General features: G+C 72.0%; 21 protein-coding genes. 9 read left to right on the forward strand and 12 right to left on the reverse strand.

Going from position 1 to position 21,579, the window contains the following annotated elements:
• Positions 1-101: 101 nt before the first annotated feature.
• Complete coding sequence (locus ACZ4XX_RS00720; RefSeq protein ID WP_468505824.1) at positions 102-1,574, reverse strand: MFS transporter; 1,473 nt, start codon at positions 1,572-1,574, stop codon at positions 102-104.
• Positions 1,575-1,698: 124 nt separating this feature from the next.
• On the opposite strand from ACZ4XX_RS00720, the gene ACZ4XX_RS00725 reads away from it, so the two are divergent.
• Positions 1,699-2,166 (forward strand): MarR family winged helix-turn-helix transcriptional regulator, encoded by a 468-nt coding sequence (locus ACZ4XX_RS00725; RefSeq protein WP_468505825.1) that lies wholly within the window; start codon positions 1,699-1,701, stop codon positions 2,164-2,166.
• A gap of 193 nt (positions 2,167-2,359) precedes the next feature.
• On the opposite strand, the gene ACZ4XX_RS00730 is transcribed toward ACZ4XX_RS00725, so the two are convergent.
• Positions 2,360-2,722 carry a YrdB family protein gene (locus tag ACZ4XX_RS00730; protein ID WP_468505826.1) on the reverse strand — a complete coding sequence of 121 codons (363 nt, stop codon included), beginning with the start codon at positions 2,720-2,722 and terminating at the stop codon, positions 2,360-2,362.
• Positions 2,723-2,946: 224 nt separating this feature from the next.
• Here ACZ4XX_RS00730 and ACZ4XX_RS00735 point away from each other — a divergent pair, with 224 nt between their 5' ends.
• On the forward strand, positions 2,947-5,967 hold the full coding sequence (locus ACZ4XX_RS00735) for a carbohydrate binding domain-containing protein (RefSeq protein WP_468505827.1): 3,021 nt from the start codon (positions 2,947-2,949) through the stop codon (positions 5,965-5,967).
• A 91-nt stretch (positions 5,968-6,058) separates the two neighbouring features.
• On the opposite strand, the gene ACZ4XX_RS00740 is transcribed toward ACZ4XX_RS00735, so the two are convergent.
• Positions 6,059-6,625 (reverse strand): TetR/AcrR family transcriptional regulator, encoded by a 567-nt coding sequence (locus tag ACZ4XX_RS00740; RefSeq protein WP_468505828.1) that lies wholly within the window; start codon positions 6,623-6,625, stop codon positions 6,059-6,061.
• Positions 6,626-6,632: 7 nt separating this feature from the next.
• Positions 6,633-6,995 carry a DUF1304 domain-containing protein gene (locus ACZ4XX_RS00745; RefSeq protein WP_468505930.1) on the reverse strand — a complete coding sequence of 121 codons (363 nt, stop codon included), beginning with the start codon at positions 6,993-6,995 and terminating at the stop codon, positions 6,633-6,635.
• A 265-nt stretch (positions 6,996-7,260) separates the two neighbouring features.
• Between ACZ4XX_RS00745 and ACZ4XX_RS00750 the strand changes: the two genes are divergently transcribed.
• From ACZ4XX_RS00750 to ACZ4XX_RS00760, 3 genes are all read left to right on the forward strand, one after another.
• Positions 7,261-9,048 carry a S8 family peptidase gene (locus tag ACZ4XX_RS00750; protein ID WP_468505829.1) on the forward strand — a complete coding sequence of 596 codons (1,788 nt, stop codon included), beginning with the start codon at positions 7,261-7,263 and terminating at the stop codon, positions 9,046-9,048.
• A gap of 206 nt (positions 9,049-9,254) precedes the next feature.
• A complete protein-coding gene (locus tag ACZ4XX_RS00755) occupies positions 9,255-10,166 on the forward strand; it encodes an AurF N-oxygenase family protein (protein WP_468505830.1) in 912 nt (303 codons plus the stop codon).
• A 33-nt stretch (positions 10,167-10,199) separates the two neighbouring features.
• Positions 10,200-11,858, forward strand: coding sequence for an FAD-dependent oxidoreductase (locus tag ACZ4XX_RS00760; protein ID WP_468505831.1), 1,659 nt, complete (start codon positions 10,200-10,202; stop codon positions 11,856-11,858).
• A 65-nt stretch (positions 11,859-11,923) separates the two neighbouring features.
• Here ACZ4XX_RS00760 and ACZ4XX_RS00765 read toward each other — a convergent pair whose 3' ends face one another.
• Together ACZ4XX_RS00765 and ACZ4XX_RS00770 are read right to left on the reverse strand one after the other, a co-directional pair.
• Positions 11,924-12,502: a type-2Aa cytolytic delta-endotoxin gene (locus ACZ4XX_RS00765; RefSeq protein WP_030313032.1), complete on the reverse strand. Its 579-nt coding sequence runs from the start codon at positions 12,500-12,502 to the stop codon at positions 11,924-11,926.
• A 97-nt stretch (positions 12,503-12,599) separates the two neighbouring features.
• Entirely contained in the window at positions 12,600-13,436 is an 837-nt protein-coding gene (locus ACZ4XX_RS00770) for a LysR family substrate-binding domain-containing protein (RefSeq protein WP_468505832.1), read from the reverse strand.
• 64 nt (positions 13,437-13,500) lie between these two features.
• Between ACZ4XX_RS00770 and ACZ4XX_RS00775 the strand changes: the two genes are divergently transcribed.
• From ACZ4XX_RS00775 to ACZ4XX_RS00785, 3 genes are all read left to right on the forward strand, one after another.
• Positions 13,501-13,902, forward strand: a complete 402-nt coding sequence (locus ACZ4XX_RS00775) for a DUF5997 family protein (RefSeq protein WP_468505833.1) — start codon at positions 13,501-13,503, stop codon at positions 13,900-13,902.
• A 156-nt stretch (positions 13,903-14,058) separates the two neighbouring features.
• On the forward strand, positions 14,059-15,000 hold the full coding sequence (locus ACZ4XX_RS00780) for a universal stress protein (RefSeq protein ID WP_468505834.1): 942 nt from the start codon (positions 14,059-14,061) through the stop codon (positions 14,998-15,000).
• Between the two features lie 68 nt (positions 15,001-15,068).
• Positions 15,069-15,569, forward strand: coding sequence for a nucleotide triphosphate diphosphatase NUDT15 (locus ACZ4XX_RS00785; RefSeq protein ID WP_468505835.1), 501 nt, complete (start codon positions 15,069-15,071; stop codon positions 15,567-15,569).
• Positions 15,570-15,584: 15 nt separating this feature from the next.
• On the opposite strand, the gene ACZ4XX_RS00790 is transcribed toward ACZ4XX_RS00785, so the two are convergent.
• Complete coding sequence (locus ACZ4XX_RS00790; protein WP_468505836.1) at positions 15,585-16,268, reverse strand: formylglycine-generating enzyme family protein; 684 nt, start codon at positions 16,266-16,268, stop codon at positions 15,585-15,587.
• Between the two features lie 118 nt (positions 16,269-16,386).
• On the opposite strand from ACZ4XX_RS00790, the gene ACZ4XX_RS00795 reads away from it, so the two are divergent.
• Complete coding sequence (locus ACZ4XX_RS00795; protein WP_468505837.1) at positions 16,387-17,187, forward strand: VOC family protein; 801 nt, start codon at positions 16,387-16,389, stop codon at positions 17,185-17,187.
• A gap of 73 nt (positions 17,188-17,260) precedes the next feature.
• Here the strand turns inward: ACZ4XX_RS00795 and ACZ4XX_RS00800 are convergent, their stop codons facing one another.
• From ACZ4XX_RS00800 to ACZ4XX_RS00820, 5 genes are all read right to left on the reverse strand, one after another.
• Positions 17,261-18,847: a hypothetical protein gene (locus ACZ4XX_RS00800; RefSeq protein WP_468505838.1), complete on the reverse strand. Its 1,587-nt coding sequence runs from the start codon at positions 18,845-18,847 to the stop codon at positions 17,261-17,263.
• Positions 18,848-18,963: 116 nt separating this feature from the next.
• Positions 18,964-19,158 carry a hypothetical protein gene (locus ACZ4XX_RS00805; RefSeq protein ID WP_073905938.1) on the reverse strand — a complete coding sequence of 65 codons (195 nt, stop codon included), beginning with the start codon at positions 19,156-19,158 and terminating at the stop codon, positions 18,964-18,966.
• Positions 19,159-19,277: 119 nt separating this feature from the next.
• Positions 19,278-19,910 carry a hypothetical protein gene (locus ACZ4XX_RS00810; protein WP_468505839.1) on the reverse strand — a complete coding sequence of 211 codons (633 nt, stop codon included), beginning with the start codon at positions 19,908-19,910 and terminating at the stop codon, positions 19,278-19,280.
• Entirely contained in the window at positions 19,907-20,578 is a 672-nt protein-coding gene (locus ACZ4XX_RS00815; protein WP_468505840.1) for an ABC transporter ATP-binding protein, read from the reverse strand. The genes ACZ4XX_RS00810 and ACZ4XX_RS00815 overlap by 4 nt, the downstream gene beginning before the upstream one ends.
• On the reverse strand, positions 20,571-21,569 hold the full coding sequence (locus ACZ4XX_RS00820; RefSeq protein WP_468505931.1) for an ABC transporter ATP-binding protein: 999 nt from the start codon (positions 21,567-21,569) through the stop codon (positions 20,571-20,573). The genes ACZ4XX_RS00815 and ACZ4XX_RS00820 overlap by 8 nt, the downstream gene beginning before the upstream one ends.
• Positions 21,570-21,579 lie beyond the last annotated feature (10 nt).

The following is a 21,579-nucleotide window of genomic DNA, read 5'->3' on the forward strand; positions in this document are numbered from 1 at the left end:
CCCCCTTCCCCTCCCCCCCCCCCCCCCCCCCCCCCCTTCCCTCCCCCCCCCCCCCCCCCCCCCCCCCCCCCCCCCCCCCCCCCACCGTTCGCTCGGGTGGCTCAGGCGGCGGCCTCGGTGGCGGTGGCGCGGGGCGCGGCCCCCGGGTCCTTGCCCGCCGGGTCGCCGGTGGCCGGCGCGGCGGCGTGCCTGCTCGGGATGAGCGCGGCGACGACCGCGGCCACCAGGCCGACACCGCAGCCGATGAGCATGGCGACGCGGAAGCCGTCCTCGGAGGGCAGTGCGTGGTCGCCGAGGGTGATGGTCATCTGGGCGAGGACGACACCGATCACGGCGGCGGAGACGGAGGTGCCGATGGACCGCATCAGGGTGTTGAAGCTGTTCGCGGACGCGGTCTCCTCCTGCGGGACGGCACCCATGATGAGCGCCGGCATGGCCCCGTAGGCGAGTCCCACTCCGGTGTTGCAGATGAGGGTCACGACGAGCAGGCCCCAGGTGGTGCCCATCAGGACGAGTGAGGAGCCGTATCCGACGGCGATGACGAGGGCGCCGACGGAGAGCGTGACCTTGGGGCCGCGGGCGGCCGAGAGCGTGGCGCCGAGGGGTGCGAGGACCATCATCATCAGGCCCGCCGGGGCCATCCAGAGGCCCATGGCCATCATGGACTGGCCGAGGCCGTAACCGGTCGCCTCGGGCAACTGGAAGAGCTGCGGGACGACCAGCGACTGCGCGTACATGGCGAATCCGACCAGGATCGACGCCAGGTTGGTCATCAGGACCACCGGGCGGGCGGTGACGCGCAGGTCGACGAGCGGGTCACGGGTCCGCAGTTCCCACCGGCCCCAGGCGAGCAGGACGACCACGGCGACGGCGAAGAGACCGAGGGTGGTGCCACTGCCCCAGCCCCAGGTCGCGCCCTTGGAGACGGCGAGCAGCAGGGCGACCAGGCCGACGCCGAGGCCGAGCGCTCCGGGTACGTCGAACCGGCCGGGCGCGGCGGCGCGGCGTCCCACGGGTGCGACGCGCCAGATCAGGAGGCCGACCACGACGCTGAGTGCGGCGGCGACCCAGAAGAGGACGCGCCAGCTGGCGTTCTCGGCGACGGCCGCGGAGAACGGCAGGCCGAGGGCGCCGCCGACACCCATCGAGGCGCTCATCAGGGCGATGGAGCCGCCCAGCTTCTCCGGCGGCAGGATGTCGCGCAGCAGGCTGATGCCGAGCGGGACGACGCCCATGCCGAGGCCCTGGAGCCCGCGTCCGACGATCATCGGGACCACGGAGGAGGCGAGCGCGCAGACCACCGAGCCGGCGATCAGCGGGATCACGGAGACGAGGAGGACCCGTCGCTTGCCGAGGGTGTCGCCGAGCCGGCCGGCCACCGGGGTGGCGACGGCGCCCGCGAGCAGGGTGGCGGTGATCACCCAGGAGGCGTTGGACGCGCTGGTGTCGAGCAGCTCGGGGAGGTCGCCGATGAGCGGCACCACCAGGGTCTGCATGAGTGCGGCCACGATGCCCGCGAGCGCGAGGACGCCGACGACGCCTCCGGGTCGGGCGTCGGGCTTGGTGCCGTCCACGTGTTCTCCCTCGATCGTCCACGGCGGTCGTCCACCATGGCTCCATATGCATAGTGCACATTTATGGTGTCATACACAAGGCATGCATGATGCACATTCGATCACGGCGAGGGACAATGGCCTCATGGACAAGCCCGAGGACAAACCCCTTCACCTGGTCGAGTTCGAGACCATGCTGCTCGGTCGGCACGCCCATCTGTACGCGCCCCGCTCCCGGGCCGCCGGCGGCCACCTGGACCGCAGCGCATACGTCCTGCTCAGCCGCATCCGCATGCACGGACCGATGTCCATCGGGCAGCTCAGCGAGGCCTTCGGGCTCGACGCCTCCACCCTCAACCGGCAGACCGCGGCGATGCTGCGCGCCGGGGTCGTGGAGCGCATCCCCGACCCGGAGGGCGGGATCGCCCGGAAGTTCCGCATCACGGAGGAGGGCGAGCGGCGCCTGGAGGCGGACCGGACCTCGAACCTCGAGGGGCTCGACCGGGTCATGGAGAGCTGGTCACCGGAGGACGTGGCCCGCTTCGCGGCCTTCCTGGAGCGCTTCAACCGGGACATCGAGCGACTGGAGGGGCGCCCCTGGCCGCGCCCCTGACGGACCGGCCCCGACGTCACCACCGGCGGGCCGGCCCCGGCCGCACCCCTGACGGCCGGTCCCGGCCGCGCCCCGACGACAAGTCCCGGCCACGCCCCCGACCGCCGGCCCCGGCCGCACTCCCGACGACCTCGCTTCCGAAGGCCGCACTCCCGACGGCCGCACTCCGCAAGGCCTCGCTTCCGGCATCCCGTCAGAGTGCCGCGCGCTCGCGGCGATCGAGCGTCGCGAGGGTCGTGTTGACCACCACGACGACGGCGAAGGCGATCGCCCAGCCGGACCCCTTCAGGGCGAGAAGGGCCGCCGCCGCGGCACCGAACACCAGCGCCTTCACAGCGAGAACAGCCGCCACCGGCATCTTGAACCGGGCCTTCGGGGCGGCGAAGAGCCCCCACAGCACGGCGGCCGCCGTGGGCGCCGCGACAGCGAGCAGGAGGCGCGGAACGATCGACTCCGCGCTCTCCCACCCCCACCAGGCGAGTACGGCGAGGGCCGCCAACTCCAGGAGAAAGGCCAGCAGTTCATTGAGGGGGTACAGCGGGCCGGGCAGCTTCATCGATCGCCTTCCTTCGTCACCGGCGTGACCCACAGGGGCGATCACACTTCCACACTTTCACACCCGCGGACTTCGTCAGAACCCTTTACGACGGGGAGGGCCAGCGATACGTTCCGGCCACGCAAGAAGTTTCTGCAAGTTTCCGACAGCGTTTCCAGAGAGCTTCGACTCCGGTCCGGGGCAGAGCTCTGCCCGGTGACGCGCGGACCTGCCTGGAGATTCGGATGACTCGCACCCGCGGACTGACACCCACTCACCGACGGCTTCCGCTACGGCCGTCGGCCGCCCTGGCGATCGCCGCCGGCGTCCTCGGTCTGGTGGCCGCACCGTCCGGCGGCGCCGCCTCGGACACCGACCCGCGCACGGCCGCGGTCGCCGCCACCGCCGAGAACACAACGACGGTCTTCTACTGGACGAAGACCAGGAACTGGACGCGGTACAACCTCCATTGGACCCCGGACGGCGGCTCCTGGACCACCGTCCCCGGCGTGGCCATGGAGGCCGCCTGTACGGACTGGGTGAAGAAGACCGTCACCCTCGGAACGGCCACCGGTCTCCAGGCGACCTTCAACAACGGCAGCGGCACCTGGGACAACAACGGCGGCAGGAACTACGCCCTCGGCACCGGCGCGATCACCGTCAAGGACGGGGTGGTCGCCCACTCGGACCCCTGCGCCGGAACCGAGCCCGAACCGACCCCGACGGCGGGAGCGAAGGCCACGGTCTACTACTCGACCGAGGCACTGGGCTGGTCGACCGCCAACATCCACTACCAGCCGGCGGGCGGCGCCTGGACCACGGTCCCCGGTGTCGGCATGCAGTCCGCCTGCGCCGGTTGGTGGAAGCGGGAGGTCGATCTCGGCACGGCCACCTCCCTCAAGGCCGCGTTCAACAACGGCAACGGCACCTGGGACAACAACGGCGGCGCCGACTACACGATCGGCGCGGGCGTCAGCACCGTACGGAACAACGCGGTGACGGCGAACGCGGCCGATCCGTGCGTCGCCGAGGTGCCCGACACCCAGGCCCCGACCGCCCCCACGAAGGTCACCGCCGCCGCGGACGGCGTCTCGGTCCTGCTCGCCTGGGACCCCGCCACCGACGACAAGGGCGTGACGAGGTACCAGGTCACGCGGGTCGGCGGCAGCGGTGGAACGGTCGTCACCGATGTCGGCTCCACCGTCTTCTCCGACACGGGACTCGCCGAACGGACCGCGTACACCTACACGGTGAAGGCCGTGGACGCGGCGGGCAACGTCTCCGCCGCCTCGGCGCCCGCGACGGCCACCACCGGGGACAGGCCGGCGAATCCCGCCACGGGGAAGCCGCTCGGCACCGACCCGCGCAAGGACCCGATCTACTTCGTGCTCACCGCCCGCTTCAACGACGGCGATCCGTCGAACAACCGCGGCGGCAGCCAACACGTCAAGTCGGGCAACGCGGCCGACGACGACCCCATGTTCCGGGGCGACTTCAAGGGCCTCATCCAGAAGCTGGACTACGTCAAGGGCCTCGGTTTCTCGGCGATATGGGTGACCCCGGTGGTGCTCAACCGGTCCGACTACGACTACCACGGGTACCACGGCTACGACTTCTACAAGGTCGACCCGCGCCTCGAGTCGGCCGGCGCCTCGTACCAGGACCTGATCGACGCCGCCCACGCCAAGGGCATGAAGATCTACCAGGACGTCGTCTACAACCACTCCTCGCGCTGGGGCGCCAAGGGCCTGTTCACGCCCACGGTGTACGGCGTGCGGGACAGCCAGTGGAGCTGGTACTACGACGAGAAGCAGCCCGGCTTCGAGTACGACGGCCTGACGATCGACGCGAAGACCGGCAAGTCGTACTACAACGGCGACCTGTGGTCGACGGCCGAGCCGACCGGCAACACCTGCCTCAACTGGGGCAAGCCCACCGGCGGCAGGAGCGCCGAGGGCTACACGGTCTACAACTGCCAGTGGCCGAGCCCGACGTCCGGGATGTTCCCGAAGGCCCTCTTCCACCAGTGCTGGATCGGCAACTGGGAGGGCGAGGACTCCCGTTCGTGCTGGCTGCACGAGGACCTGGCCGACTTCAACACCGAGAACCCGACCGTCCAGAACTATCTGATCGGCGCCTACAACAAGTACATCGACATGGGCGTCGACGGCTTCCGCGTCGACACGGCCGTGCACATCCCGCGCACCACCTGGAACCGCCGCTTCCTGCCCGCCATCCAGGAGCGGGTGACGCAGAGCCACGGCGCCGAGGCCGCGAAGAACTTCTTCGTGTTCGGCGAGGTCGCCGCCTTTGTCAACGACAAGTGGAACCGCGGCTCGGTGAACCACTCGGCGCAGTTCTTCACCTGGAAGGAGCGCAAGGAGTACGACGCGGACGACACCAAGGCCGCGCTGGAGATGTACGACTACGAGCAGCAGCAGGGCACGGGCAGCCAGCCCACCTCCACCAACGCCTTCCTGAGCGGGAACAGCTACCACACGCCCGACCACAGCCGCTTCTCCGGCATGAACGTCATCGACATGCGCATGCACATGAACTTCGGTGACGCGTCCAACGCCTTCTTCAACGGCAAGGACTCGGACGACAGTTACAACGACGCCACCTACAACGTCGTCTATGTCGACAGCCACGACTACGGACCCAACAAGTCGAGCGAGCGGTACACCGGCGGCACCGACGCCTGGGCCGAGAACATGTCCCTGATGTGGACCTTCCGCGGCATCCCGACGCTGTACTACGGCTCCGAGATCGAGTTCCAGAAGGGCCAGAAGATCGACTGCGGGCCGTCCTGCCCGCTGGCCACGACCGGGCGCGCGTACTTCGGCGCCCACGTCGCCGGCTCGGTCACGGCCTCGGACTTCTCCCAGGTCTCCGCGGCATCCGGAGCGGTCGCGACCACGCTGGAGCAGCCCCTGGTGAAGCACGTGCAGCGGCTCAACCAGATCCGCCGGGCGGTCCCCGCGCTCCAGATGGGCCAGTACTCCACGGAGGGCGTCTCGGGCGGCATGGCGTTCAAGCGCCGCTACACCAGCGGAAGCACGGACAGCTTCGCCCTGGTCACGATCACGGGCGGCGCCACGTACAACGGCATCCCGAACGGCACGTACACCGACGCGGTCACCGGTGACGTGAAGACCGTCACCAACGGCACGCTCTCGGTCGGCGCGCCGGGCAAGGGCAACCTGCGGGTGTACGTCCTGAACGGCCCGGGCAGGATCGGCGTCGCGGGCCCGTACCTGAGGTAGCCGACGTGGCGTCGGGGGCGACAGCCGCCCCCGACGCGCTCTCAGGGGCGGGAGTGCCACTCCCGCCCCTGACCGCGTCCAGCGGCTCCGGCTACCCCAGCGGCGTGCGGTGGAGGGTGACGACCAGGCGCCAGATCTGGTGGGCGATCCGGTCGGAGTCGCCCTCCACCAGGCCGTGGAGCCAGTCGGCGAGCACGCCGGCGAAGGTCGCGGCCACGGCCGAGGCGATCAGTTCCGGTTCCGGGGCCCCGGCCAGGCTGCGCTCGTGGAAGCTGCGGGCCCGCAGGTCCTCGTGGAGCACGAGGCCGAGCGGTCCGCCGCCGCCCGGCCGCAGCAGCTCCCGGTAGAGGCCCGCGTGCGGGGCCAGTTCGGCGAGGAAGCCGAGCAGTGCGGGCGGCGGGGACGCCGGGTCGGGGGTGCCGCGCCAGGCGTGCAGGGCGTCCACGGCGTCGCGGACGACATCGGCGCAGGCGTCGACGGCGAGCGCCTCCAGATCGCCGTAGTGGACGTAGAAGGTGGCACGGCCGACGCCGGCCCGGCGTACCAGCGTGGCGATGGTGACATCGGCCAGCGGGCGCTCGGCGCACTCGTCGAAGAGGGCCCGGCGCAGCTTCGCCCGCGTCCTGGCCGCCCGGGGGTCACCGGGTGTGGCGGTCACGGCCGGGTCACCGGCTGAGCAGGACGGCGCCGAGGGCGAGCGCTCCCGGGAGTGCCTGGGCGACCAGGATGCGGCGGTTGGCGGTGGCACCGCCGTACAGACCGGCGATGACGACGCAGCCGAGGAAGAAGACCTGGACCCGGAAGCCGGTCGGGTCGTCGGCGATCAGACCCCAGACGAGTCCGGCGGCGAGGAAGCCGTTGTAGAGGCCCTGGTTCGCGGCGAGCGGCGCGGTGGCGCGGGCCATGTCGGCGTCGAAGCCGGAGAGGCCGCGCCCCGGCTTCTTCTCCCACAGGAACATCTCCAGAACCAGGATGTACGCGTGCAGGGCGGCCACCAGGCCCACCAGCACGTTCGCCGTCGTCTCCACCGTCGTCTCCTCACCGTTCACCCTGTCCGGATTTCCTGGACAGACGTCCATCATACATGGACACCTGTCCAGTAAATCGCCCCTCTCGGTCAACAGTGCGTAACGCGAACGGGCTTCTCGGGCTGAACGCTTCCTTCCGCCTCGCGACTCTGGGATCTTGCGTCCACCCCACACATCACAGGGCCCGGCGGGCGCCACCCGCGCCACCGGGTCATCGGAGGACGCATTGTTTTCCCTCATATCCAGCCGGTTGAGAACGTCGGCCATGGCCGCCGCGGCGCTCGGTACGACCGTCGCGCTCGCCGCTCCCGCGGGATTCGCCCAGGCAGCACCGACCGACACGGAGCCCGTCGCGGCCCGTTCGGCGGGGGCGACGCAGAGCACCACCACGACGACACCGGCGGCGGCTCCGGCCGCCTGGGCCGCGGGCACCCGCGCGTACCTGGTGATCACGGCCCCCGGCGGCACCTCGGCGGTCACCGGCGCGGTCACGAGCAACGGCGGTTCGGTCTTCGCCGCCTATGACGCGATCGGCGTGATCGTGGCGCACTCGACGTCCACGTCGTTCGCCTCGGCGATGCGCACCGTCGGCGGTGTCCAGCAGGTCGGGGCGACCCGTACCTCGGACGTCCCCGCCGACGCCTACAACCCGGCGCTCCCGGCCAACCCCTCGCAGTCGACGACCACGCTCACGGAGTCGAACCGCTGGGACATGACGCAGATCAAGGCCGAGCAGGCCTGGGCGGTCACCACCGGTTCGGCGACGGTGAAGGTCGGTGTCCTCGACACCGGCGTCGACGACCAGCACCAGGACATCGCGCCCAACTTCAACGCCGCCGACTCGGCCTCCTGCGCCTACGGCAAGGCGGACACGCGCACGGGCGCCTGGCGTGACGTCGGCACCCACGGCACGCACGTCGCGGGCACGGTCGCGGCCGCCAAGAACGGCAAGGGCGTCATCGGCGTCGCGCCCGGCGTGAAGATCTCCTCCGTCCGCATCGCGGAGCCGACCAGCAGCCTGTTCTTCGCGGAGAACACGATCTGCGGCTTCATGTGGGCCGGTGACCACGGCTTCAAGGTCACCAACAACAGCTACTACACGGACCCGTGGCAGTTCAACTGCCCGGACAACCTGGACCAGGCCGCCATCATCGAGGGTGTCCGCCGGGCGCAGGTGTACGCCGAGGGCAAGGGTTCGCTCCAGGTGGCCGCCGCCGGCAACTCCAACTACGACCTGGCGAACAAGACGACCGACTCCGAGAGCCCCAACGACTCGACCCCGGTCACCCGCACCATCACCAACGCCTGCATCGACATCCCCACGGAGCTCCCGGGTGTCGTGACGGTCGCCTCGCAGGCCAGCGGCGGCGCCAAGGCCTCGTACTCGAACTTCGGCAACGGCGTGGTCGACATCGCCGCGCCGGGCGGCGACGGTTCCACCCAGGTGTACTCGACGCTGCCGGGCGGCAAGTACGGCAACATGAGCGGCACCTCGATGGCCTCCCCCCACGTGGCGGGTGTCGCGGCGCTGATCGCGAGCACCAACCCGACGTTCACCCCGGCGCAGATCCGGGACCAGCTGGGCGTCCAGGCCACGGACCGCGCGTGCCCCTCGGACACCCGCTGCAAGGGCACCTCGACCAAGAACGGCTTCTTCGGTGAGGGCGCGGTCGACGCTCTGAAGGCCGTCGGGGGCACCACCCCGCCGCCCGGCGCGTACTTCGAGAACCTCACCGACGTGACGGTCGCCGACAACGCGACGGTCGAGAGCCCGATCACGGTCAGCGGCGTGACGGGCAACGCCCCGGCCACGCTCAAGGTGGGTGTGGACATCAAGCACACCTACATCGGCGACCTGAAGGTCGACCTGGTGGCCCCGGACGGCACCGTCTACACGGTGCACAACCGGACCGGCAGCGGCACGGACAACATCGTCCAGACCTTCACGGTCAACGCCTCCTCGGAGGTCGCGAACGGTGTCTGGAAGCTTCGCGTGAACGACAACGCGAGCCAGGACACGGGCAAGATCGACGCCTGGAACCTGACCTTCTGACACTGAGGTCCTCTCTCCACGCGACCCTGTGACGGGGCCGGAACCCACCGGGTTTCCGGCCCCGTTCGCGTGCCCGCGGGAAAAAGTCCGTACCGGGGGGTAGGCCTGGCCGGGAGCCTTGCTATACCTTCCGTCTAACAAGCTTGCTAGACGCGACGTCTAATAAGCGCCCCAGCCGCCGATCGCGCGATCCAAGGAGCCGCACCATGGCAAGCAGCACCGTTCGCCCGGAGAACGAGGGTCAGTACGACAGCTCCACGGCCGAGCGACTGCTCCGGTCGGCCGCGAAGCTGTCGTACGACCCCGCCGTCGAGGTCGACTGGGACACGCCCCTCGACAAGGACTTCCACGGCCAGAGCCCCGAGTGGAACTCCCTCTACGGCACGGCCTACTGGAACGAGATGACCGAGGAGCAGCGCAAGGAGCTGACCCGGCAGGAGACCGCGTCGGTCGCCAGCACCGGCATCTGGTTCGAGATGATCCTCCAGCAGATGGTGCTCCGCGACATCTACCGCATGGACCACACCGACCCCAGGTTCCAGTGGGCCCTCACCGAGATCGCCGACGAGTGCCGACACTCGATCATGTTCGCCCGCGGCTCCCAGAAGCTCGGCGCACCCGCGTACCGGCCCAAGCGGGCCGTCCTCGAACTCGGCCGCTTCATGAAGACCGTCGGCTTCGGCGAGGCAGCCTACGCCGGCATCCTCGTCGCCGAGGAGGTCCTCGACGTCATGCAGCGCGACTGGATGCGCGACGAGCGCGTCGTCCCCTTCGTCCGCACCATCAGCAACATCCATGTCGTCGAGGAGTCCCGGCACATGAAGTTCGCCCGGGACGAGACGCGCCGCGCCCTCGCCCGCGCGAGCAGGGCCCGTCGGCACTTCCAGGCGCTCGTCGTCGCCATCGCCGCGTACTACATCATCACCAGCCTGGTGAACCCGGAGGTGTACGTGCGGGCCGGCCTCGACCCCGAGCGGGCCCGCCGCGAGGCGGCCGCCAACGAGCACTACAAGGCACAGCTGCGCGCCAGTTGCTCCGGACTGATGGAGTTCCTCGCCGACGTCGGGATGCTGACCCGGCCCGCGCTCTTCTTCTACCAGCGCGCCCACCTCGTCTGACCCCTCCGAGCCGAGCAGAGCAGAGCCGACGACATGACCTACGCGATCACCCAGACCTGCTGCAACGACGCCACCTGCGTCGCCGTCTGCCCGGTCAACTGCATCCACCCGACGCCCGAGGAGCCGGACTTCGGCACCACGGAGATGCTGTACATCGACCCCAGGGCCTGCATCGACTGCGGGGCCTGCGCCGACGCCTGCCCCGTCGACGCGATCCTCCCGGCGGACCGGCTCACCGGAGGGCTGCGCGAATACGAGGCCGTCAACGCCGAGTACTACGCGGACCGGACGCCTCCGCCGGCCCTCGCCTCGCCCAACTTCCACCCGTGGGGCCAACCCACGTTCCCGCGCTCCCTGCCCGCCGACTTCGCCCCGCTGCGGATCGCTGTCGTCGGCACGGGTCCGGCGGGCATGTACGCCGCCGAGGACCTCCTCCTGCACACCAGCGCCGAGGTCACCCTCATCGACCGGCTGCCGGTGGCCGGCGGACTCCTGCGGTACGGCGTGGCGCCGGACCACCCGGCGACCAAGGGGGCCGGGAAGGCCTTCGCCCGCTTCCACACCCACCCCCGGGTCCGGATGCGTCTGGGGGTGGAGATCGGCAAGGAGGTCACCGTCGAGGAACTCGCCGCACACCACGACGCGGTGGTCTACGCGGTGGGCGCGCCCGCCGACCGTCGGCTCGGCATCCCCGGCGAGGACCTGTCGGGCAGCGTCTCGGCGACCTCCGTCGTCTCCTGGTACAACGCGCATCCCGAGACCGGCGCGGACGCCGTCCGGCTCACCGCCGAACGGGTCGTGGTCGTCGGCAACGGCAACGTGGCGCTCGACGTCGCCCGGATCCTCGTCACGGACCCCGACACCCTCGCCGCCACGGACATCGCCGACCACGCCCTCGCCGCCCTGCGCGGCACCCGCGTGCGCGAGGTCGTGCTGCTCGGCCGCCGGGGCCCCCAGGACGCGGCGTACACGAGCCCCGAGCTGCTCGCCCTGAAGCACCTCCCGGGCGTGGACCTGGTCGTCGACGACCGGGACCCGCGCACCGGTGCGAGCGTGGACGCGGCGGCTGACGGGGACAGGGCGGCGCTGCTGCGGGACGTGACGCGGGAGACGGTGGACTGGACGCGGCCCCCGGCAGCGGGCCGGCGCCGGATCGTGCTCCGCTTCCACTCGGCCCCGGTCGAGGCCGTCGGCACCGACGCCGTCCGCGCGGTCCGGGTCACGGAGGACGGGGCGCCGTCCGGTACGGAGATCGAGGCGGGTCTCCTCGTCCGGGCGATCGGTTACCGGGGGGTCGAGTTGGCGGGGCTGCCCTTCGACGAGGCGACCGGCACGGTGCCGCACGAGGCCGGGCGGGTGGCCGGGCTGCCCGGCGGCTATGTCGTCGGCTGGATCAAACGCGGGCCCACCGGCGGCATCGGGGCCAACCGGGCCTGCGCGGAGGAGACCGTCGGGACGCTGCTCGCCGACGCGGTCGCCGGCGCCCTGCCGAAGCCGACGGGCACGGCGCAGGAGTTCCGCCGACTGGCGAGGAGCCGCAGCCGTCATCTCGTCGACGCGCGCGGTCTCGCGGCCATCGACAGGACCGAGCGGGCGAAAGGACAGGACGCGGGTCGTCCGCGGGTCAAACTCGCCACGGTGCCGGAGCTCGTCGCGGCGGCGCGGAACGGTCGGCGGCGCATCGACGTGTGAAGCCCGGACGGATCCGAAGGTCCGGCCCGGGACGGCGGGCCGGCGATCCACCGCGGCGTGGGACGTCAGGCCACGAGGTCCAGGGCCTGGCGGACCACGATCGCGTTGAGCCGGACCGCGAACGGAACGATGTCCGTCAGCTCCAGGGCGACGGCCCGCGCCTTCGGCAGCTCGACGGTCACGTCGACGCAGAAGGCGAGGGCGTACATGTGCTCCCCGGTCTCCTCGTCCTGCAGGGCGAAGAACAGGTCCCGGTAGAACCGGGTCCGCTCCCCCGACTCCTCGTAGAAGGAGAGACCGGGCTGCCCCTCCTGTGCGGCGAGACCGGTGAAGGCCTGGACGAGCTCCCGCTCGACGGTGGCCCAGAACCCGGCCTCCGCGCACTCCGGCGGAAGCGCCTGCCGGACGGCCTCCTTGAGGGAGAGGACCATGACCAGCACGGGGGCGTACTCCTGGAGCCCCCAGCCCCGCACCATCTTCACCACGGTGCTGTCCGGGACGGCCGCGGCGGCCTCCCGTATCGCCTCGAAGTCGAAGTTGACGGTCGCCGGCGCGATCGCCTCCTGGAACACCCGGTCGATGGACCGGGCCTGCGCGAGATGATCCGGTCCCACCTCGACGACGGTCCTGAAACTGGCGGCCAAAGCTCCTCCTGCGTGATCTCGATGATCAGGAGGGGTCAGTATGCCGAGCACCCGCCCGCCGGAGCGGTCCGCGTCCGCCGTACGGACGGGCAGCGGGTCAGGAGCGCTTGCGGGGCTTCCCGCCGGTCCGGCCCCGGCCGGAGCCTCCGGCGGCGCCGGGCTTCCGGGCCGCGGGCTTGCCCGTACGCGAACCCGCGCCCGGCTTCGCGGACCGGCCGGGCTTGGCGCCGGACTTCCGCTCCTTCTGGTCCTTCGGCTGCTTCTGGCCCTTCTGGGCCTCGGCGCGGCGGCCCCGGGTGCTGTTCACCGTGCGACCGCGCACGATGCCGATGAACTCCTCCACCAGGTCGGGCGCCTCGTCCGCGGCCTGCCACGACAGGGCCACCCGCGACTGCGGGACCTCGGTCAGCGTCCGGTAGGTGAGGTCCTTGCGGTGGTGCAGCCGGGCGAGCGACTGCGGCAGGGCCAGCACGCCGACGCCCGCCGCGACCAGCTCGATCGCGTCGGAGGTCGTCGCGGGGCGCTCGTTCGCGGGCAGGCCGGGCAGCTGCTCCCAGCCGAGGGTGTCGTCGAGCGGGTGCAGGACGAGCTCGTCGGCGAGGTCCTCGACCGTGACCTCCTCCGCCGCCGCGAGCAGGTGGTCCTTGGGGATGACGACGACCGTCGTCTCCGTGTAGAGCGGGATGGCGCTCAGGTCGTCCCGGTCGACCGGGAGCCGGACCAGACCCGCGTCGGCCGCGCCCTCCCGGAGTGCCCCGAAGGCCTCGGCGGGCGTCAGGGCGAGCAGCGTCAGGGGTACGTCGGGCAGGCGCTCGTTCCAGACCCGCACCCACTTCGAGGGCGTCACTCCGGGCACGTAGGCGAGCCTGAAGGAGGAAGGGGAGGAGGAGGGGAATGAGGGGGAATCCGCGGGGGAAGCGTCCGAGCCTGTCACTCCGCCAGGTTACCGGTAGCTGCCGTGGTCGGAACTCGCCCGCACGCTCGATACCCTTGACACCATGACGTCGCACCAGAGCACCCAGACGATGAAGCCCGCCACCGCGGCGAAGAAGCTGGGTGTGTACCTCGAGGCCACCCCCGCAGAGTTCCAGGAGGGTGTCGTCTCGCGCACCGAGCTGAACGAGCTCCAGGCCGATCCCCCGGCCTGGCTCCAGGAGCTCCGGAAGAACGGTCCGCACCCCCGCCCCGTGGTCGCGCAGCGGCTCGGCATCTCCATCGCCGGTCTCGCCCGCGGCGGCATCACCGACCCCCTCACCACCGAGCAGATCGAGGAGCTCCGGCAGGAGCTGCCCGAGTGGCTGCAGAAGGAGCGCGCCACCCAGGCGGAGGTCCGCAAGGAGACCGTCCGCATCAAGGAGCGCGACGCGGAGCGGGCGGCGCGCGGCCCGCAGGGCGCCTGATCGCTTCGGCAGGGCGCTCCATCGCTTCACCACCGGACCGGTCCCGACGGCTTCGCCCGTAGGGACCGGTCCGGTGCCGTTTCCCCACCCGGCGGCGCCGGGCGTGACCGGCCCTGACGGGTGTGGCGGACGCCCCGCCGCGGGAGTCATTCCCTCATGAGTGACACGAACACCGCGTCCGAGCCGCCGGTCGTCGTCGGCGTGGACGGGTCCGACCACAGTCTCCGGGCCCTCGCATGGGCCCTGAGCGCCGCCGAGCACCTGGGATCACCCCTGGTGGTGGCCCATGTGCGCTCCGACGCCCTCCAGCTCGGCGCCGCCCGCATCGCCTCCCTCGGTCCGTCCCCCGAGCTGCCCGACACGGTCATGAACGCCGTACGCACGGTCGTCGAGGAGCGCGGGCACGACATGCCCGTCCGGTACGACTCGCTGGACGGCTCCGTGACCGACGCCCTGCCGGCGGCGGCCCGGGGCGCGGCGCTCCTGGTCACCGGTTCCCGCGGGCACGGCGGCTTCGCGAGCCTGTTGCTCGGCTCGACCAGTCGTTCGCTCGCCGCGACGGCTCCCTGTCCGCTCGTCGTCGTCCCGCACGAGGCCCGTACGGCCGCCGTCGAGGGCGGGCCGGAGGCGGGCCGGGTGCTGCTCGGGCTGCACCCGGAGGAGACTCCGGACGAGGTGGTGGCCTTCGCGTTCGAGGCGGCGGAGCACCGGGGCGTGCCGCTGGAGGCCGTGACGGCGCTCCGGCTGCCGCCTCAGCCGGCGTCCCCCGTCGTGGCCCCCGCCCCGGCGCTCCAGGTGCCCCCGCCGCTGCCCCTCGCCGACCACGCGGAGGCGTTCGTACGGGAGGCCGCGCGGGAGCAGGAGGAACGGCTGCGGCCCTTCGTCGCGCGTCGGCCGGAGGTCGAGCTGGTGTCGACGGTGGTGCCCGCGGACGCGGCGGGCCTCCTCGTGGACGGCTCGCGGGACGCCGGCCTGCTGGTCGTGGGCCGTCACCACCGGCATCGGTTCGGCTCGCTGCTCGTCGGCTCGGTCGCCCACGCCGTCCTGCACCACGCGCACTGCCCGGTCGCGGTGGTTCCCCCGGTGACCCGGGCCTGAAGGTCGGGTGTCCGGCGGCTCCGCGGCGCCGTTGTGGCGCGGGGAACGCTGCTGGTAGAAGGGGTGCCATGAGTACCGCCGAAGGGGCCGCAGCCGCCCAGCGCAATGTCCAGCCGCCGTCCGCCCGGGCCTCGCTCGGTGCGGGGATCGTGGTGACCGACGAGTCGGGCCGGGTGCTGCTCGGGCTGCATCGCTCCGGGGTGTGGGAGCTGCCGGGCGGGCAGGTCGAGCCGGGTGAGTCCGTGGAGGAGGCGGCGGTCCGCGAGCTGGCCGAGGAGACGACGCTCGTCGCGGACGCCGTGGACGTGGAGGTCATCGGGCTGGTCCTGGACTCGATCACCTCCGACCGGATGACCCGGATCACCGCCGCGACGGCGGTACGGGGCTTCCGGGGCGTGCCCGCCGCGGCCGAGCCGGACAAGATCGAGCGCTGGGTGTGGACGGACCCCGACCGGCTGCCTGAGGCGCTGTTCCTGCCGTCCGCCCAGGTGCTGCGGATGTGGCGGCCTGAGCTGCCGTTGCCGGACGGGCCGTTCCACCGCTACTCGCTCGGCCGGCTGCCGGGCTGATCCCTTCCGGCCTGCTCAGCCCGGGAGGGTGCGGGCGAGCCTGAAGCCCACGTCGTCGATCCGCAGGGTCGGGTGGCTGCGGCGGCGGACCGAGGCGCGGCAGCTCCAGTGCTCGTCGAACCAGCCGCCGCCGCGCAGCACCCGGTAGCTGCCGTAGACCTCGGGGTCGTACACGTCCCAGCACCACTCCCAGACGTTGCCCAGCATGTCGTGGAGGCCCCAGTCGTTGGGCCGCCGGCCGCCGGCCTCGTGGAGGCGTTCGCCGGAGTTGCCGCGGTACCAGGCGATCTCGTCGAGCGGGCCGTAGCGCGGCTCCGTGGTCCCGGCGCGGCAGGCGTGCTCCCACTCGGCCTCGGTGGGGAGGCGGTAGCCGTCGGCGGTCCGGTCCCAGTCGGGTGCCTCGGCGTCGGCGTCGTCCGCCGGGACGCGGTAGGCGGGGCGGAGCCCCTCGCGTACGGAGAGTGCGTCGCAGAAGCGGATCGCGTCGCCCCAGGACACCCCTTCGACCGGGAGCCGGTCGCCGTGCGCGGTGCTCGGCCGGGCGTCCATGACCTGTTCGTACAGTCCCTGTGTCACGGGCGCGGCGCCCAGGGCGAAGGGGCCGACGTCGACCGCCCAGCTTCGTTCCGTCCGCCGGTCCGAGAGCGTGACCCGGCCCCCCGGTACCTCGATCATCGGGTGACCCCCCAGTGTCCTCATGGCTCCGATGGTCGCAGCATTCGGAACGGGCACGTCGTGTCACCGAGCGGGCGGGGGCGAGCGTGACTAGCGTGGCTCACAGGAACACGTCATCGAATCGGAAGTGGGAGTCACCGTCATGGCCGTACGACCTGAAGGCACGCCTGTCTGGGCCGACGCGATGTTCAAGGACGTCGAGGTCGCCAAGACGTTCTACGGCGACGTGCTCGGCTGGACCTTCGGCGAGTCCTCCACGGAATTCGGCAACTACACGCAGGCGTACCGGAACGGGAAGGCGGTCGCGGCGGTCGTCCCGCCGATGCCGGGGCAGGACGACGGTGAGGCGCAGTCGACCTGGTGTCTGTACTTCGCCTCTCCCGACGCCGCCGCCACGGCGGAGAAGATCAAGGCCGCGGGCGGCACCGTCCTGATGGAGCCGATGCAGGTCGGCGACTTCGGGTCGATGTGCCTCGCGCAGGACCCGGCGGGCGCCGTGTTCGGCATCTGGCAGGCGGGCCGGCACGAGGGCTTCGAGCTGGAGGGTGAGAGCGGCGCCTACGTCTGGGCCGAGGTCTTCACCCGGGAGCCGGCGAAGGCCGACCCCTTCTACACCACCGTCTTCGGCTACAACTCGAAGAAGATGCAGGACCCGGACATGGACTACCGGGTCTTCGACCTCGGCGCCGATCCGGTGCTCGGGCGCATGGTGATGACGGCTGAGGACTTCCCGCCGGAGATCCCCTCCTACATCCAGGTGTACTTCGCCGTCGACAACTGCGACAAGGCCGTCGAGGCGGCCGAACGCCTCAACGGGCGGAAGGTGTTCGGGCCGATGGACAGCCCGTTCGGCCGCTTCGCGGCGATCCTGGACCCGCAGGGCGCCGCGTTCGCCGTGATCGACGTCAGGACCACCGTCGGCGAGATGCCCGAGATGGTCTGACCGGTACGGGAGACCGCGATCCGCCCCGGGACCGCGGTCCCGGGGCGGCCCCGTGCGTGCGCGCGCGTGCGGGTCAGGCGCTGTCGCGGACCGCGACGATGCCGTTGAAGACGCCGATGTACGCGGTGCCGTCGGGGCCGAGGGTGATCGGGGCCCAGTTGTTGTCGTACGCGAGGCCGGTGCCGGTGAAGCGGCTGAAGACCCGGTCGCCGGTGCGGAAGTCGACGGCCGTGAGGTACCAGGCGTCGATGCCCCAGGCGTGCGGGCGCTTCTCGTAGAAGTAGAGCAGTCCGTTGGCGGTGGAGAGCTTGGGCACCGTCGAGGGCGAGCGGACGTCGCTCTCCCAGACGGTGTCGCAGCCGCTGCCGTCGGCGCGGACGTCGATCCGGGTCGCGCCGCCGACGACGCTGCGGCCGAGGAGGAGCGTACTCGGGTTCTCGTAGCCGTAGTTGTTCTCCACGACGAGGCTGTTGCCCCAGCTGATCAGGGAGTTGTCGGTGGTGGACGCTCCCGGTCCGAAGACCGGCACCTTGCAGACGAGACGTTCGGCGGCGGGGACGTCGGCGCCCCGGCGGTAGACGAGGACGTTCATCCGGTCGTCGGCGTTGTCGGTGATGGCGACGTACTCGTCGTGGAGGCCGAAGAGGTCGGGGGTGGTGCCCGAACCCTGGTTCACCGACCCGGGCTTGGTGCCGGTCCCCCGGTCGTACGTGTCGCGTCGGCGCATCCGGGGGACGCCGTCCGCGTCGGCGTCGAAGCTGTACAGGGCGTGGTCGGTGACGAGGGAGACGCCGTCCTCGGCGACGGAGAAGGAGTTCTGGATCTCCTCGCCGTCGAGCCGGATCGCCCGCAGCGCGCCCGTCGTCGGGTCGACGGTGCCGACGCGGCCCAGGCGGGTGACCCACCAGATGCGGCCGGCCCAGTCCGGCATGACCGAGGTGACGGGGTCGCAGACACCGTCGGGGAAGAGGTTGGTCCAGCCGACGCAGTCGTGCGGGACGAGGGAGGTGAGGTCCCAGTCGTTCTCGACGACGAACTCCCAGGCTCTGTTCGCTTTCTGACGGTGTGCGAGGCGCTGGATGTGCTGCCGGGAGTCGGCGAGGACGACCCGGTCCCGGTGGTCGAGGTAGAAGTAGGCGCCGCCGGACGTGTCCCTGAAGATCTTCTCGAAGTCCAGGCGGGTGATGGCCTCGACGGTCGAGGAGCGCTGCGGCAGCTTGTACTCGGCGAGGGTGTCGAGGGTGTGCGGGTCGAGCAGTTTCAGCAGGAAGCCGCTGAAGGTGCCGCACACGGTGAGGAGCCGGCCGCCGGAGTCGAAGGTGACGGTGGCGCACTCGCCGCCGACGGCGGCGATCTTCTCGCTGTCCACGCGCGGGTCGATGCCGAGCGGCCCGGGGTAGGGGTGGGTGCCGCTGCCCGCGCCGTCGGCGTGCATGCCGCTGCGCCCGTTGGGGGCGAGGTACGGGTGCTGGGCGGTGCCCTTGCCCGGCACGCGCCGCGCGGTGGCCGGGGCGCCCTCGTAGTGCTCCACCAGGCGGTGGCCGAGGCCGAGGGGGATCCCCTCGGCCTGGGCCACGGGGGCGGACCCCGCCAGGACGGCGGCGGCGAGCGCGGTCAGCGTGAGCGCGCGGGCTCGCCTTCGGGGCGGGTGCGTGGCCACAGCGGCTCCTCGGGTTGCTGACGAACTGTCGCGCCGGCGGCGACGTTAGGCCCGAGTCCGTGAGATGTACATGCGACTGCTCTTTGTTTCAGGGGAAGTTCATGGCCGCTCCATGCTCATGGGTTGAGGCTGGAGACCACGTTGGCGGTGGCGGCGACCCCGTTGTGGATGGTCGGCGCCATGCTGGTGCCGGCGAGGAAGAAGCCAAGCAGGGCACAGACGAGCGCATGGGTGACCTTGAGTCCGCCGTTGCGCAGGAAGATCACGGCCAGTACCAGCAGCAGCACCACGACAGAAATGGAAACGGCCATCGCGTTCACGTCCCTCCGTCGCCGCACCGGAATTGCGGCGTTCGGCGGACAGTGTGACGGAATGCGCGGTCCGTCCGGGCGAACGGCGGGGCGGCCATACGGGTGAGATTCGGCCGGGCTCAGTCGCCGAGGGTCTCGGCGATGCCCGGCCGGCGGACGGTGTCGAGCTCCGGGTCGGCGAGCAGCCCCTCGATCAGCGCGGCGGTCCCGAAGACCTCGGTCGCATTCAGGTCCACGTCGCTGAGGACGAGCCAACTCCCGTCGGCGGCCCACCAGGTGGCGGGGAACCGGAACGCGGGTGTGGTGTCGTGGTGGGCGAGCGCGTCACCGAGCCGGCCCCGACGGGCGGCCAGCACCTCTCCCGGACGGTTCATCACGGGGGCCTGCGCGGCACCGCACGGGGTGTCGTACCCCGAGGGCACGCTTCTGGCCAGATGCCCGACGAGCCGGGCGAGGGTCGCGCGGTCCAGCTCCGCCGGATCGGGCCCGTCCAGGTCGTGCGCGCCCGTCACGCCCTCGAAGACCAGGTACGACAGGGTGCCCGGCCAGTCGGCGAGCCTCCGGCCCTCCCGGGCCAGGACCTGGTCCCAGCGGAGCCGTACGCCCTCGTCGTGCACGGGGTGGAGAATCCAGCAGTGGTCCTGGTATCCCGATCGCGGCTCGTAGCCGCAGGGGGCGGCGGCGAGGGCGGCGCGCAGACCGTCCAGGGGGTCGTCCTCGGCGGCCGGCGTCCACGGGGACTCCACGGTCATGGGCTCTCCTCGGCGGGCAGGCAGTCCTTCCATTCCACCGTACGCTCGCACCAGCGGTGCAGTAGGACCCGGTCGTGGCCGACGGCGAGGAGGCCCGCGCCGGTCTCCTCGCGGTAGGTCTCGACGGCGGCGACCAGGGCGGCCGTGGTGGAGGCGTCGAGCATCGCGGTCATCTCGTCGCAGACCAGCCAGCGGGGGCGCAGGGCCAGGGCCCGGCCCAGGCAGGCGCGTTGGAGCTGGCCGTCGCTGACCTCGTGCGGGCGGCGGCCGAGCAGGTCGGGGGTGAGGCCGACGGCCGGGGCGAGTTCGGCGAGGCGCGCTGCCGCCTCGGCTCGTCGGCCGGTGGCCCGCAGGGGTTCGACGAGGAGGTCGGCGAGGGTGAGGCGGGGGTCGGCGGCGGTGCGGGGCTGCTGGAACACGACGCCGACGGCGGTGCGCAGTGCGCGCGGCGCACGGTGGCGCCAGGCTGTGACCTCGGTGCCGTCGAGGACGAGACGGCCCGCGTCCGGGCGGTGCAGGAGCGCCGCGACGCGGGCGAGGGTGGACTTGCCGCAGCCGCTGGGGCCGAGGAGTCCGACCGACTCGCCGGGGGCGACGGTGAGCGAGGCACCCCGGAAGACGGGGGCGCGCCGGTCGTATCCGGCGGTGACGGCGTCGAGTTCAAGCACGGGGGTGCTCCGGGTGGTGACAGGCCAGGTTGGCCGTGAACTCCGGTCGGGTGGAGCAGAGTTCGGTGGCCAGCGGGCAGCGCGGGGCGAAGGCGCAGCCCTCCGGCAGGGCGGAGAGCTCCGGCGGCATGCCGGGGATCGGGGTGAACGCCCGGTCGGGCAGCGCGTCGAGCAGACCTCGGGCGTAGGGGTGGCGGGGGCCGCTGGGGCCGAAGAACCGGTGGGCGGGGGCGATTTCGACGATCCGGCCCGCGTACATGACGGCGACGCGGTCGGCGATGCGCGCGGCGGCGGCCAGGTCGTGGGTGATGAGGAGCAGCGCCCGGTCGTCGGCGGCGTGGCGGCGCAGTTCGTCCACCGTGCGGTCGACGAGGTCGCGGTCGAGGCCGGTGGTCGGCTCGTCGGCGAGCAGCAGCCGCGCGTCGCCGATGAGGGCGAGGGCGGTGGCGGCACGCTGGGCGAGTCCGCCGGACAGCTCGTGCGGGTACCGGTCGAGGTGGCCGGCGGGGAAGGCGGCCCGCTCCGCGGCGTCCTCGGCGGCCTTGCGGCGGGCCCGGCGGGAGGTGCCGGTGAGGGCGCGGACGGTCTCCTCCAGCTGGGACCGTACGGTGCGGACGGGGGTGAGGTGGGCGGCGGGGCTCTGCGGCACGAGCCCGACGCGGCGGCCCCGCACGGTGCGGGCGAGGGTCTTCTCGTCGGCGGCGAGCAGGTCGGTCGCGTCGGCGCCCCCGGGGCCCGCGAGCAGGGCCGTACCGGAGGTCTCGGCGTTGGCGGGGAGCAGCCCGAGGAGGGCGGAGGCCAGCACGGACTTGCCGCACCCGCTCTCGCCGACGAGGGCGAGGCACTCCCCCGCACCCAGGTCGAAGCCGGCGTCGGCGACGGCCTCGACGGTCCGCCCGCCGCGCAGCCGGAACCGGACGCTCAGGTCACGGACGCTGAGGACCGCGTCCTCCGCCCGCCCGGCGGAGACGGCGTCGAGGGCCCGGAGCACGTTCTCGGCG

Source organism: Streptomyces sp. NPDC029956 (genome assembly GCF_055574655.1).

Bases quoted from the DNA above. Each gene is read 5' to 3' on its own strand.
- ACZ4XX_RS00725 (WP_468505825.1), top strand. From the start codon at position 1,699: ATGGACAAGCCCGAGGACAAACCCCTTCACCTGGTCGAGTTCGAGACC.
- ACZ4XX_RS00730 (WP_468505826.1), bottom strand. From the start codon at position 2,722: ATGAAGCTGCCCGGCCCGCTGTACCCCCTCAATGAACTGCTGGCCTTT.
- ACZ4XX_RS00735 (WP_468505827.1), top strand. From the start codon at position 2,947: ATGACTCGCACCCGCGGACTGACACCCACTCACCGACGGCTTCCGCTA.
- ACZ4XX_RS00750 (WP_468505829.1), top strand. From the start codon at position 7,261: ATGGCCGCCGCGGCGCTCGGTACGACCGTCGCGCTCGCCGCTCCCGCG.
- ACZ4XX_RS00755 (WP_468505830.1), top strand. From the start codon at position 9,255: ATGGCAAGCAGCACCGTTCGCCCGGAGAACGAGGGTCAGTACGACAGC.
- ACZ4XX_RS00760 (WP_468505831.1), top strand. From the start codon at position 10,200: ATGACCTACGCGATCACCCAGACCTGCTGCAACGACGCCACCTGCGTC.
- ACZ4XX_RS00775 (WP_468505833.1), top strand. From the start codon at position 13,501: ATGACGTCGCACCAGAGCACCCAGACGATGAAGCCCGCCACCGCGGCG.
- ACZ4XX_RS00780 (WP_468505834.1), top strand. From the start codon at position 14,059: ATGAGTGACACGAACACCGCGTCCGAGCCGCCGGTCGTCGTCGGCGTG.
- ACZ4XX_RS00785 (WP_468505835.1), top strand. From the start codon at position 15,069: ATGAGTACCGCCGAAGGGGCCGCAGCCGCCCAGCGCAATGTCCAGCCG.
- ACZ4XX_RS00790 (WP_468505836.1), bottom strand. From the start codon at position 16,268: ATGAGGACACTGGGGGGTCACCCGATGATCGAGGTACCGGGGGGCCGG.
- ACZ4XX_RS00795 (WP_468505837.1), top strand. From the start codon at position 16,387: ATGGCCGTACGACCTGAAGGCACGCCTGTCTGGGCCGACGCGATGTTC.
- ACZ4XX_RS00805 (WP_073905938.1), bottom strand. From the start codon at position 19,158: ATGGCCGTTTCCATTTCTGTCGTGGTGCTGCTGCTGGTACTGGCCGTG.
- ACZ4XX_RS00810 (WP_468505839.1), bottom strand. From the start codon at position 19,910: ATGACCGTGGAGTCCCCGTGGACGCCGGCCGCCGAGGACGACCCCCTG.